Annotated in this window: 11 protein-coding genes; 8 read left to right on the top strand and 3 right to left on the bottom strand. The window is 63.3% G+C overall.

The genetic code is table 11. The features are described from left to right. The coding region (locus tag PG896_RS14080; protein WP_270835824.1) for a hypothetical protein at positions 1-402 on the bottom strand (402 nt) is incomplete at its 3' end. A 15-nt stretch (positions 403-417) separates the two neighbouring features. On the opposite strand from PG896_RS14080, the gene dinG reads away from it, so the two are divergent. The 3 genes from dinG (at position 418) to PG896_RS14095 (ending at position 4,330) form a co-directional block, all read left to right on the top strand. Then, positions 418-2,490, top strand: a complete 2,073-nt coding sequence (gene dinG / locus PG896_RS14085; RefSeq protein WP_270835825.1) for an ATP-dependent DNA helicase DinG — start codon at positions 418-420, stop codon at positions 2,488-2,490. 213 nt (positions 2,491-2,703) lie between these two features. Further along, positions 2,704-3,363 carry a YccT family protein gene (locus PG896_RS14090; RefSeq protein ID WP_102948614.1) on the top strand — a complete coding sequence of 220 codons (660 nt, stop codon included), beginning with the start codon at positions 2,704-2,706 and terminating at the stop codon, positions 3,361-3,363. Between the two features lie 70 nt (positions 3,364-3,433). Next, positions 3,434-4,330, top strand: a complete 897-nt coding sequence (locus tag PG896_RS14095) for a histone deacetylase family protein (RefSeq protein ID WP_202211427.1) — start codon at positions 3,434-3,436, stop codon at positions 4,328-4,330. Between the two features lie 89 nt (positions 4,331-4,419). On the opposite strand, the gene PG896_RS14100 is transcribed toward PG896_RS14095, so the two are convergent. Both PG896_RS14100 and ylqF read right to left on the bottom strand, forming a co-directional pair. Then, the gene (locus PG896_RS14100; protein WP_119197551.1) at positions 4,420-5,568 is read right to left on the bottom strand and encodes an MFS transporter; all 1,149 of its coding nucleotides are present in this window, start codon (positions 5,566-5,568) and stop codon (positions 4,420-4,422) included. Positions 5,569-5,869: 301 nt separating this feature from the next. Beyond that, a complete protein-coding gene (gene ylqF, locus PG896_RS14105; RefSeq protein WP_052814633.1) occupies positions 5,870-6,820 on the bottom strand; it encodes a ribosome biogenesis GTPase YlqF in 951 nt (316 codons plus the stop codon). 341 nt (positions 6,821-7,161) lie between these two features. Between ylqF and PG896_RS14110 the strand changes: the two genes are divergently transcribed. From PG896_RS14110 to rnk, 5 genes are all read left to right on the top strand, one after another. Continuing rightward, the gene (locus PG896_RS14110; protein ID WP_039040264.1) at positions 7,162-8,553 is read left to right on the top strand and encodes an alkaline phosphatase; all 1,392 of its coding nucleotides are present in this window, start codon (positions 7,162-7,164) and stop codon (positions 8,551-8,553) included. Positions 8,554-8,577: 24 nt separating this feature from the next. Then, positions 8,578-9,945, top strand: a complete 1,368-nt coding sequence (locus PG896_RS14115) for an alkaline phosphatase (RefSeq protein WP_270835826.1) — start codon at positions 8,578-8,580, stop codon at positions 9,943-9,945. 50 nt (positions 9,946-9,995) lie between these two features. Continuing rightward, positions 9,996-10,679 carry a hypothetical protein gene (locus PG896_RS14120; protein WP_029314749.1) on the top strand — a complete coding sequence of 228 codons (684 nt, stop codon included), beginning with the start codon at positions 9,996-9,998 and terminating at the stop codon, positions 10,677-10,679. Positions 10,680-10,760: 81 nt separating this feature from the next. Further along, complete coding sequence (locus PG896_RS14125; RefSeq protein ID WP_182721638.1) at positions 10,761-11,495, top strand: substrate-binding periplasmic protein; 735 nt, start codon at positions 10,761-10,763, stop codon at positions 11,493-11,495. 233 nt (positions 11,496-11,728) lie between these two features. Continuing rightward, the gene (gene rnk, locus PG896_RS14130; protein ID WP_010675253.1) at positions 11,729-12,124 is read left to right on the top strand and encodes a nucleoside diphosphate kinase regulator; all 396 of its coding nucleotides are present in this window, start codon (positions 11,729-11,731) and stop codon (positions 12,122-12,124) included. The last annotated feature ends 104 nt before the right edge of the window (positions 12,125-12,228 follow it).

A 12,228-nucleotide genomic window follows, 5' to 3' on the forward strand; every position in this document is an offset into this window, starting at 1 on the left:
CCGATGTGGAGCGGGTGATGTCACTTTGTAGCCGAGATTGGATAAAACTGACCTAATGTTTAATCCGATTGGTATTATTCCCTGTGTTAGCGATGTTCTTTGCATCACTATGCCGCCGAGACTATCACCGGGTTTTCGAATCCGCAATGAAAAAACTTGGAACTTTTTATGAAAACCATAGTCACAGGGAAAAATTTGTGAGCTGAATCTCACAATGTTTGCCCCATCAGGGAAAACGTTTACAGCGATACTCTCTGCCTGAATCCCTCTTTTTTGGTGGTTTATTGCAACCCCCTGTTCCCTCATAACATATGTGCAAAGCCGGGGCTGACCCGACTGCTTCTCCCCTGCCTCGACCCGGGCCGCCTGTTGCGGGTATCCTGTTGCCATCCACACCGACACGGCCACACCTTCTTTATGCTATCGACTCGCCTCAAAGCCACCATCCGCAATACCTATCGCCAGATTGCCGATGGTTTACCCGGTTTTGTGCCGCGCAAGGAGCAGAATTTCCTGGTTGCCGAAATCGCCAAGACCCTGACGGGAGAATATGACAGGAGTCGCCGCATCCTGGTGGCCGAGGCAGGCACCGGCATCGGCAAGTCCCTCTCCTATGCCCAGGGGGCCATCCCAGTGGCACGGCTGACCCAGAAGAAGCTGGTGATCTCCACCGCCACCGTGGCCCTGCAGGAGCAGCTCATCCACAAGGATCTCCCCTTTTATCACCGTCACAGCGAGCTGCCGTTTCGTTTCATGCTGGTCAAGGGGCGCCAGCGCTACTGCTGCGAGCACCTGCTGGAGCAGGCGGCAAACGGCATCGAGATGGCCAATTTCGAACTCGACTTCGGCGCATTGAGCAAACACAAGCCATCGGATGCTGACAAAGCGTGCTACCAGGGGCTGTGGCAGGCCTACACCGAAGGCAAGTGGGACGGGGATCGGGACAACTGGCCCAAACCCATTCCAGACCCTTGCTGGGATCGCATCGCAGCCGACCGCCACACCTGCAACAAGGCCCTGAGCCACCATCAGCACTGCCCCTTCCATCGGGCCCGCAACGACATGGACGCAGCAGACGTGCTGGTGGTCAACCACGCCCTGCTGCTCTCCGACCTCACCATGGGGGGCGGCATCATATTGCCGCCGCCGGACGAGTGCATCTATGTGCTGGACGAAGCCCATCACCTGCCCACCATCGCCCGGGATCACGGCGCCGCCAGCGCCAGCATCAAGGGATCCCGCCGCTGGCTGGAAAAGCTGGTGCAAAGCGCGGGCAAGCTGGCCAGGACGCTGAACAAGGAGAGCCTGCTCGATCCCCAGCTCAAACTGCAGGATGCCCTGGCCTCTCTCCAGCCGGATCTCAAGGCCCTCGAGCAGTGGCTCGCCAGCAATGATCACCTCTTTGGCGGCGAGCCCCACCACAGATTCGCCGATGGGGTGCTGCCGGATCCCCTGCCCATGCTGGCGGAAAACCTCAAGGAGGCGAGCAAGAAGGCACTGAGGGCGCTGGACAGAATGCAGGGGGCCATCGGCGAGGCGCTCAAGGATGGCGACATCCGTCGCAAGGAGGCCGAGCCTCTGCTGGCGGAGAGCGGTTTTCACTTGCAACGGCTCGAGAGCTTCTGCGCCCTCTGGGAGATGCTGAGCCGCCATGTTCCCACCGGCAAGACCCCCCTCGCCCGCTGGATGGCCAGAAGCGAGGACGGGGACATCTGGCTGCACGCCTCCCCCATCGAGGTGGGGTATCTGCTGGAGGAGTGGCTCTGGTCCCGCTGTCTCGGGGCCGTGCTGGTGTCGGCGACCCTCACCGCCCTCTCCTCCTTCAGTTATTTTCGCCACCAGGTGGGGCTCAAGGAGCATGACGGCACCCGCTATCTGCGGCTGCGCTCCCCCTTCGACTACCACAAGGCCGAACTCTATCTGCCCAAGATGGCCCATGAACCCAGTGCCCCCGCCTTCACCCAGGAGTTGATCGATACCCTGCCCCGCCTGCTGGCAGGCAAGGAGGCCAGCCTGGTGCTCTTCTCCTCCTATCGCCAGATGAACGAGGTGGCGGTGGGGCTGCGGGCCAAGGGGATGTCGCTCCTGGTACAGGGGGAAGCGTCCCGCAGCGCCCTGCTCCTCCTGCACAAACAGAAGTGCGACGGCGGCCAGGCCAGCATCCTCTTTGGCACCGGCAGCTTCTCGGAAGGGCTGGATCTGCCCGGCCACTACCTCACCAACCTGGTGATCACCAAGCTCCCCTTCGCGGTGCCCAACTCCCCCGTGGAAGAGGCGACCGCCGAGTGGATAGAGCAGCGCGGCGGCAACCCCTTCCTGCAACTGACGGTGCCGGAAGCGTCGCGCAAGCTCATCCAGGCCTGTGGCCGCCTCATCCGAAAAGAGGCGGATCGGGGGCGGGTCACCATCCTGGACCGGCGCCTGCTGACCAAGCGCTACGGCAAGGGGCTGCTGGACGCCCTCCCCCCCTTCACCCGACGCATCGAGTGACACGGCTGACGCCCGCCATGCGATCCCCTGTCCCTCATGTCAGGAGGGGGCAGGAAGATAGAAGAGCACGCTGCCCGCAGGACTCGGGGCAGCGGGATCCACACCCCGCACACCGGAAGGCGCCATAAACGGCTATTGCCGCTGTGGGGCAAACCTGTAAAAATGACCCCCTATTTTTCAGTGGGCAATTGCCTGACTGTTCAAGGAGATGAAATGAAACTGACTGTTCTGGTACCGGCCCTGGCTGGTCTGTTGTGGGCAGGTAGCGCCCTGGCCGCTAGCCAACTGGAAATTACGAATCCCTATGTCATCCAGCTGCTCGATGGCGAACCCGTCAACCCCCAGCTACTCGACAAAGCCACCGTCTTCTCCCTGGAGCCCGGCAGGCACCAGGTAGTGGTCGCCTTCGAGGGCAACTACTCCAGCCGCAGTGAAACCAAGCTGGTCACCGCCGAGCCCCTGGTGATCAACTTCACCGCCGCCGACAACCAGCAACTCTTCCTCGACTTCAAGAAGCCCCGCAAGGAAGAAGAAGCCAAGCGTTTCGTCAAGGAACAGAACGTCGTTCTGAAAGACAAATCCACCGGCCAGATTCTGAAATCCGAGCAGTTCGTCATGCCGACCGTGGGTGGCTTCCAGCTGACCCGCGACTATCAGCAGGAGCTGATCAATATGGGCAAGGCCTTCAACCAGCCCAAGACCGTCGCCATCTCCAGCGCCGCCGTGATGGCCGCCGCCAGCGCACCGGCCGAAGTGGCCCCGAGCAAGGCCATGAGCAATCCGGAAGCCCTGACCCAGCTGCAGAGCTGGTACAACAAGGCCGATGCGGAGACCCGCAAAGCCTTCCAGATCTGGGTGATCCAGCAGCAGTAAGGCGCATCGCACGCCTGCATCGAGGGGAGCCTGGCTCCCCTTTTTCATACCCGTTCATGGCCGATGCTTCATGTCACTGCGCATCTTCTATCACCCCCACTACTCCGCCCTGACGCTGCCCGAGCGTCACCGCTTCCCCCTGGCCAAGTACCAGGCGCTGTTTGAACGCCTCATCGCCCTCGACTATCCGCTGGCACAGGCCGCCCCTGCCAGCCGTGAGCAGATAGAGAAGGTGCACGATGCGGCCTATGTACAGGCCGCCCTCGCCGGCACCCTCGATGAAGGGGCCATTCGCCGGCTCGGCTTTCCCTGGTCTCCCCTGCTGATTGAACGTACCCTGCACTCGGTCGGCGCCACCCTGGCCGCCAGCCGCCACGCCCTTGCGCAGGGCTGCGGACTGCAGATCTCCGGCGGCTATCATCACGCCCACCGGGACTTTGGCAGCGGCTTCTGCCTCTTCAACGATCTGGTGGTCGCGGCACGAACCTGCCTGGACGAGGGACTCTGCGAGCGGGTGCTGATCGTGGATCTCGATGTCCATCAGGGAGATGGCAGCGCCGCCCTGTGCACGGGCAGCCGCGACATCATCACCCTCTCCCTGCACGGGGAACACAACTTCCCCCGCCACAAGCCGGCCTCCCATCTGGACTTTCCCCTGCCAAACGGCATGGAGGACGACGCCTATCTCGAGACCCTGGACCAGGCCCTCGCCCTTGCTCATCGCCTCTACGCCCCCGACTTCATCCTCTATCAGGCCGGGGTGGATGTGCACCGGGACGACGAGCTAGGCTACCTCTCCCTGAGCGACTCAGGCGTGCGCCAGCGCGATGCCATGGTCTTTGACTCTGCGCTTCGCCACGGGCTGCCCATCACCGCCGTACCGGGAGGGGGTTACCGGCGAGACTGGCAGCAGTTGATCCCGCTGCACCTCTCGCTCTTCGAAGCAGCAAGGCACCGGTTTGGTTGAGCGGCACCGCCCGGCCCATGATGAAAAAAGGCGACCCTTGGGTCGCCTCTTCTATATCCAGTGCGCAGGGATGATGACGCCGTCTGCCCTCAGGCATGGGCCATCGGCGTCGGGTGCTCGCCCATCTTGCGCAGCAGCATCAGCAGATAGACCAGGGAGACCCCGGCAATCACCATGAACAGCAGATGATCCGAGTAGTGCTGCATCAAGAGCGCCGTCAGGGTCGGCCCGAGCAGGCTGCCGATGGTGTAGCTCAGCAGCAGCGCCTGGTTCATGGCCACCAGTTGATGCTGCTCCACCTTCTCGCAGGCCCAGGCCATGGCCACCGGATAGAGCGTGAAGCCCGCGGCCCCCAGAATGAACAGCGTCGGTCCCATGGCCGCGTTGCCGAGCATCGCCATGGCCCCCAGGATCACCACCAGCACCTGTACCCGCAGCACCGGCAGGCGCCCGAAACGATCCGCCAGACGTCCCACCGGCCATTGCCCCAGGATGCCGGCGCTCACCATCACCGCCATCCAGTAGCCGATGGCCCCGTCGCTCACCCCCTGGTGGTTCAGATAGAGCGGCATCAGACCATAAAGCACCCCCAGCACGATGCCGGAGAGGATGCAGCCGTTCACCCCCAGACGCGACTGACGCAGGCGCAGCATCGGCCAGACCGGAGTCCTGGCCTGGTGGTTGCCTGACGGACTGGCGATGCGGGTGAACAAGAGCGGCAACATGGCCGTCAACACCAGGGCGGTCACCCAGGGCAGCACCGCCATCAGCGACGTCGGCACCTTGCTCACCAGCAGTTGCCCAAGCACAGTGCCCACGTAATAGACCATCATGTAGGCAGCCAGCAGGCGACCCCGATTGCGGGCGTTGCCGCTGCACATCAGCGCGCTCTCCACCACCACCCAGATCATGGCGCAGCCGACTCCGGCGATGAATCGCCAGGCGAGCCAGCTCCAGAACGCCACGGTAATGCCGAGCCCGACGCAGCCTGCGGCAAAGAGCGCACTGGCCAGGTAGTAACTGCAATTGAAGCCGCAGCGGGCGATGAGTCTGCCCGCCAGCAGGGTTCCCAGCAGGTTGCCGGTGAAATAGGAGGAGCCGACCATGCCGACCTGCCAGGTGGGCAGATGCTCATGGGCGAGCCAGAGCGGAACCAGGGTATTCAATACCGCGATGGCCAGGGTCAGCAACAGCAGGCCACAGAGCAGGAGCAGCACCGGGCGGGAGTATGTGGTCATGGATAGAACCGTGGGGAGAGGCAAAATGCGAGCGCATCATGCCACCGCCTGTGCCTTTGTCAATCGGCACTGAGGCCGGGTCGCAAGGTTTTTCTGCCCACCGTGATGGCAACGCGGCACGGCCCTCCCCTGACGGGAGCCTCATCCCCTTGATTGGCCGACACCTTGGTCATGATGAGGGGAAGCGGGCGGTTGAATATCGACTCTGTGCCTCCCTCACGCCAGAGCGCCATGACCAGAAGAGGCGGCCCAGGGCCGCCTCTTCTTGCTATCAAGCACAACCTATCGTGCACAACGCCGGTCAGCGCTGGCGCTTCTTGGCGTACTTGCGACGAGCCCGGGCCTGGCGCTCCTCTTCCCGCTCCGCCTTCTCCCTGGCTTTCTGCTCAGCCTCGGCCTCGGCTTCCACTATCTCGACGCTCACCATCTCTGGCGTCTCCAGGGAGATCCGCCCCAGCATGCCGGACCGGAATTCATTGACCAGGATTTCCGAGGCCTTGTGCAGATCCGCAAGCCCCCCCTTGCGCATGAAGCCGCGCTGACGGGCAATGAGATCCAGCAGCTCGATCTCGGTCTCCGGCAGCTCGCTCAGCTGGTAGCGTGCCTTGATGCGCTCCGGATAGGCCTTGATGAAGTAGTCGGCGGCAAACATGGCGATGTCGGCGTAATCGAAGACGGTATCCTTGATGGCCGCCGTGATCGCCAGTCGATAACCGCAGGAGGGCGGGTTGAGCTTGGGCCACAGGAAGCCAGGGGTGTCCGTCAGGATGACGTGGTTGTCGAGCTTGATCCGCTGCTGGGACTTGGTCACCCCCGCCTCGTTGCCGGTCTTGGCGATGATGCGCCCCGCCAGGGTGTTGATCAGGGTGGACTTGCCCACGTTGGGGATGCCCATGATCATGGCGCGCACCCCGCGCAGCTCGAAGTTGCGCTCCGGCAGCATCTCGTGGCACAGGGTCAGCAACTGCTTGATTTTCTCCGGCTCCTGCTGGGTCAGGGGCAGTGCCTTGATCCCCTTCTCCTGCTCCATGTGGGCCACCCACAGCGCGGTGATCTCGGGGTCGGCAAGGTCTGCCTTGTTGAGCACCTTGATCACCGGCGTCTCCCCGCGCAGCTCCGGCACCAGGGGGTTCTCGCTGGAGAAGGGGATGCGGGCGTCGAGCATCTCGATGATGACATCGACCTGGGGCATGACCTCTGCAATCTCTTTGCGGGCCTTGTGCATGTGGCCGGGGAACCAGTTGATGGACATATCCGTTACTCTCTCATTGGCATGCGGTCCCCTCTCGGGGCTGCGGGCGCTCGGGGTTGCGGGTGCGTGGTGATGCGCCAGACCGCTGGCACTCATCGCAAGGGGGCGCATTTTACCTGCTGCGGCCCCGATTTGACAGGCTATTCTGGCCGGGTGTTGTCACCCGGGTGGCCGGATGCCCACCACGCCACCGGGAGGTGAGTGGCAAAACACAATCAACATAACCCATTGATATAAGATAACATTTGCAAGGCGCTTTCACCGTATTGTCATCTCTCTTCACTAAAAGTGTCATCTGCCCCCTCTAGGCTGCGCTCAGGTTTCACAAGGAGCGAACCCCAATGAGAAAGATGGCAGGACTTGCAGTGATGATAGGCGCCGCCCTGGCCGCCGGCTGCAACTCCAACAACGACAGCAACACCCCGGAATCCAGCGCCAAGAACGTGATCTTCTTCCTCGGCGACGGCATGGGTCTCAACACCCTCACCGCCTCCCGGATCTATGGCGTCGGCGAAGAGGGCAGCCTCACCATCGACACCCTGCCGGAAACGGCCTTCATCAAGACCTTCTCCCACGATGCCCAGGTGACCGACTCGGCCCCCTCCATGGCGGCCTACATGACCGGGGTCAAGAGCAACAACGGCGTCATCAGCATGGACAGCGACGCCACCCAGGAGAGCGATTGCAGCCAGAGCGGCGGCAAAGCGGTGACCACCCTGCTGGAGCTGGCCAAGGCCGATGGCCGTGGCACCGGCGTGGTCACCACCACCCGGGTCACCCACGCCACCCCGGCCGCCACCTATGCCCATATCTGCAACCGGGATCTGGAGGCTGATATCGCCGTCCAGATGGTGCCGGGGGGCAGCGGTTACAACAGCGCCCTGAAGGAGGGGCTGGATGTGGTGCTCGGGGGCGGCAGCAGCTTCTTCCTGCCCAGTGCCGACAAGGGCAAGCGGACCGATGGCCGCAACCTCATCGACGAGATGAAGGCGAAGGGCTATCAGTTTGCCGCCACCCTGGACGAGCTGAACCAGGCCGATGCGAGCAAGCCGCTGCTGGGCCTGTTTGGCTCAAGCCACATGAAATATGACCTGGACCGGCCCGCCAGCGAGCCGTCACTGGCCCAGATGACCCTGGCTGCCATCAAGCAGCTCAAGGGCAAAGAGAAGGGCTACTTCCTAATGGTGGAAGGGGGGCGTATCGACCACGCCCTGCACGACACCAACGCCAAGCGCGCCCTGCAGGATACCCTCGCCTTCGACAACGCCATCCTGGCCGCCATCAATGAAGTGAAGAAAACCGATCCCGAGCTGAAAAACACCCTGATCGTGGTCACCGCCGACCATGACCACACGCTTGTGCTCAACGGGTACGCCAAGCGCACCGGCAAGACCACGGCAGGCAATGCGGGCGTGCTCGGGCTGGTGAAGAACTACGAGACCGGCGAGCCGAGCAAGGATAGCGATGGCATGCCCTACACCATCATCGGCTTTGGCAACGGCTACAACCGGGTGGACGGCCCGCGCAGCAGCGTGGCGGCCCTCGACGACGCCACCACCTCCGCCGACGACTATCACCAGGAGGTAGTGGTCAAGGTGGGCGAGATAGGCAACGAAACCCACGGCGGTACCGATGTCTTCCTCGGCGCCATCGGCCAGGGGGCGGAGCGCTTCCACGGCTCTCTCGACAACACCGCCGTGTTCGGCAAGATCAAGGCTGCGGCCAAGCTGTAAGGGATTATCAGGATGAACATCACCATGAAAAAGACGCTGGTCTGCACCGCCCTGCTCGGCACGCTTGGCGGCCTCTCCAAGGCGCACGCCGCCGATGCCAAGAACGTCATCCTCTTTATCGGTGACGGCATGGGCCCCACCGTGCTCACCGCCACCCGCCTGTTCAAGGTGGGGGAAGAGGGGGATCTCGAGATGATGAAACTGCCCCAGAGCGCGCGCATCAAGACCTTCTCCCACGATGCCCAGACCACGGACTCCGCCCCCTCCATGGCGGCCTACACCACCGGCGTCAAGATGAACAACGAGGTGATCGCCATGAGCAGCGACACCAGGGCAGTGGCACCGTCCAAGGATGCCAACGGCAACAAGGGCATCAACAACTGCACCAGCGACAACGGGAGCCCGGTGCCCACCCTTCTCGAGCTGGCCAAGGCGGCGGGCAAGTCGGTGGGGGCCGTCACGACCACTGAGCTCACCCATGCCACCCCGGCGGCGACCTATTCCCATATCTGCCACCGGGATGCGGCCTACGCCATCGCCGAGCAGGCGGTACCAGGCGGAGCCGGCTTCAACCAGGCACTGGGGGATGGGGTCGATGTGCTGATGGGGGGCGGCGCCAACCACTGGACGCCCTACAGCGCCAGCAACAAGGGCGGCCGGGCCGACGGCCGGGATCTCACCGCCGAGCTGACCGCCCGGGGCTACCGCTATGTCACCACCAAGGATGAGCTCTCTGCCGTCAACTCGGGCAAGGTGCTGGGACTGTTCAGCACCAAGTCCCACCTCGACTACGAACTGGACCGCGTCGCCAAGGGGGCGGCCAGTACCCAGCCGTCCCTCTCCGAGATGACCGCCAAGGCGATCGATCTGCTCAGCCAGAACAGCCAGGGCTACTTCCTGATGGTGGAGGGGGGGCGTATCGACCACGCCCTGCATGTCACCAACGCCAAGCGATCGCTGACCGATGCGGTGGCGCTGGACGAGGCGGTCAAGACGGCACTCGGCAAAGTGGATTTGAGCGATACCCTGATCGTGGTCACCGCCGACCACGATCACACCATGACCATCAACGGCTATTCCGCCAAGGGCAACAAGGTGCTGGATCTGGTCAAGAACGCCGATGGCTCGACCCAGAACGACGCGGACGGCAAGCCGTTCACTACTCTGGTATTCGGCAACGGCCCCAACCGCCAGGACCAGCGCCCCACCCTCACCAGCGATGAGGTGATGGCGGATGACTACCTGCAGGAGACCGGGGTCAAACTCGGCTCCGAGACTCACGGCGGCGGCGATGTGATGCTGTTCGCGGGCGGCGCCGGCAGCAGCCAGTTCAAGGGCACCCTCGACAACACCCGGGTGTTCGGCAAGCTCAGGGAGGCCCTCGGCCTGTGATAAAGGTGCCCGGCACCGCGCCGGGCACCTTTTCCGTCGAGCGAGAGACGATGATGAAATATCTGCTTTCTTTATGGCTGCTGGGCAGCGCCCTCTCCTTCCCCCTCCTGGCCGACGAGGTGCCCGATCTGGCCGCCCGCATCCGCTACGTGGACAGGGTTACCGGCAGCGACGGCATCACCCGGGAGAGCCAGTGGCAGGAGAAGTGGCTGCGGGTCGGTGACCAGGTGTGGAGCCAGCGGCTCATTCCCGTTCCCCTGGCCCGTGCCTATCACGCCACCCACGATGCCCGCCCCGGCCACAAGCACTTCACTCACCAGATGGCGGCGCGCTGGGTGACCCGCAGCGAGGGAGACGCACTCCAGTTGCGCTACGCCGATGCCTGGCACAACCAGCTGGTGGAGGTGCCGCAGGAGGAGTACGGCCAGGTGGCCTTCAAGCCGGAGTGGGCGCGGATCCGCCACCTCATCAACCCTTCCCTGTTAGAGGGAATGACACCGCTGGATGAGGCCGCCCCCGACCAGGCGAACTGGTATGAGACCCGCGAAGGTCGCCAGCGTACCCGCATCCTCTGGTCGAGCCGCTGGCAGTTGCCCCTGGTGGTGGAGTCGGCAAGCCTCGACGGTTATCGCAGCTACCGGATGGAAGTGACGCTCAAGCCGCTGCCAAAGACCCTCCCCTGGCAGCAACTGGCAGGGTACCAGACCCTGGATCTGCGGGATTTCTTCGACTGATCCCCCCAGGCGGCAATCACCTGGCTGACATGGCGTAACGGGATGTTACACTCTCTGTACTCATCCCGGACCCGAACATCCATGCGCCTTGTTACTCTGCTTCTGCTGCTCTCTCCCCTGATCGTCTGCGCCTTTTCGGCCCGTGCCGTGGTCGTCGTGGCCGCGGACATTCCCCCCTATGTGATCCGCGCCCAACAGGGTGCGCCGAGCGGCATGGCCATCGAGGTGCTGGAGGAGGCTGCCCGCCGCCTCGGGGAACCGCTCGAGATCGAGTTGATGCCGCTGGCTCGCGCCCTCAGCCAGGCCAGCCACCGCCCGGATGTCCTGTTGTTGCCCCCGGCCCGAAATCCCCAGCGCGAACCACTGTTTCTCTGGATTGCCCCCCTGCTGGAGGAGGCCTTCGTGCTGGTCAGTCATCGCCGTCACCATCCAACGCCGCTCTCCATGAAGACACTGCCAGGTCTCACCGTTGGCGTGATGCGTGGCTCCCATAGCCAGAGCCTGATCCAGCCGCTGACAGGGGTGACCCGGGAGCTGGTCACCGAGGAGGTCAGCAACGCCAGCAAGCTGGCGCGCGGCCGCATCCAGGCCTGGGCGGTGGCCTGGAACACCGCCCGTTACAACCAGCAGCGGGCGGGTCTGCCGCTCCCGGATCTGGTGCGAGGCGAGACCTTGCAGCAGAGCACCCTCTACCTGGCCGCCAGTCCCCGCTTCTCCCGCAGCGAGGCGCTGCGCTGGCGCCGGGTCATTCAGGAAATGAGGGAGGATGGCAGTCTCGCGCGCATCCTGCACCAGTACGATTACCAGGCTCCCTGATGAGAAAGTCAGTCCAATTGCCAAACCACCCCAGAATGGTTATGGTATCTCCATGAAAGCAATCATGATTTTTTCCAGTACGCTCACACCCCGCTGAGCCCCCGCCCTCGCCCCGCTGCGCGAGTCGCTCGGGGGCATCGCTTTTGCTGTCTGCTTATTACCCTTGCACCGTTTTTTGTCGACCAGTCTGCCCGTCATCCTGGTCCCTTCAGTCATTGATAAGGAAATACCCTATGAAACAGCCTCATCTCGTCATCTCCAGCCTGGATCTGGATCGCATCGAACAGCTGCTTGGCAACCACCCCCAGCACCTTGCCCTGCAAGAGGAGCTGGATCGCGCCGAGATCCGCGAACCCGCCGACATGCCGCCGGACGTGGTGACCATGAACAGCACGGTGCGCTTCAAGATGCAAAACAGCGGCAACGACTTCTGCCTGACGCTGGTCTATCCGAAGGATGTGCAGGGGGACGAATCGAAGATCTCCGTGCTGGCGCCAGTGGGCAGCGCCCTGCTGGGGCTCAAGGTGGGTGACAGCATCGCCTGGCCGGGGCCGGCCGGTCGCACCATCCAGGTGGAGATCCTGGAAGTGGTCTATCAGCCGGAACGCGCGGGGGAGTTGCACCGCTGACAGGCTGCCAGGCTGCCATTCAGGTCTGATGCGACCAGGTGGCTGACTCGGTATGCCTTTGTCCGGTCGGAGCCGACGGCCACCGGCCGGGCATGATCTGACGG

The sequence above is a fragment of the Aeromonas sp. QDB30 genome (genome assembly GCF_027707645.1).
Classification (GTDB): domain Bacteria; phylum Pseudomonadota; class Gammaproteobacteria; order Enterobacterales; family Aeromonadaceae; genus Aeromonas; species Aeromonas caviae.

Bases quoted from the DNA above. Each gene is read 5' to 3' on its own strand.
- dinG (WP_270835825.1), top strand. From the start codon at position 418: ATGCTATCGACTCGCCTCAAAGCCACCATCCGCAATACCTATCGCCAG.
- PG896_RS14090 (WP_102948614.1), top strand. From the start codon at position 2,704: ATGAAACTGACTGTTCTGGTACCGGCCCTGGCTGGTCTGTTGTGGGCA.
- PG896_RS14095 (WP_202211427.1), top strand. From the start codon at position 3,434: ATGTCACTGCGCATCTTCTATCACCCCCACTACTCCGCCCTGACGCTG.
- PG896_RS14100 (WP_119197551.1), bottom strand. From the start codon at position 5,568: ATGACCACATACTCCCGCCCGGTGCTGCTCCTGCTCTGTGGCCTGCTG.
- ylqF (WP_052814633.1), bottom strand. From the start codon at position 6,820: ATGTCCATCAACTGGTTCCCCGGCCACATGCACAAGGCCCGCAAAGAG.
- PG896_RS14110 (WP_039040264.1), top strand. From the start codon at position 7,162: ATGAGAAAGATGGCAGGACTTGCAGTGATGATAGGCGCCGCCCTGGCC.
- PG896_RS14115 (WP_270835826.1), top strand. From the start codon at position 8,578: ATGAAAAAGACGCTGGTCTGCACCGCCCTGCTCGGCACGCTTGGCGGC.
- PG896_RS14120 (WP_029314749.1), top strand. From the start codon at position 9,996: ATGATGAAATATCTGCTTTCTTTATGGCTGCTGGGCAGCGCCCTCTCC.
- PG896_RS14125 (WP_182721638.1), top strand. From the start codon at position 10,761: ATGCGCCTTGTTACTCTGCTTCTGCTGCTCTCTCCCCTGATCGTCTGC.
- rnk (WP_010675253.1), top strand. From the start codon at position 11,729: ATGAAACAGCCTCATCTCGTCATCTCCAGCCTGGATCTGGATCGCATC.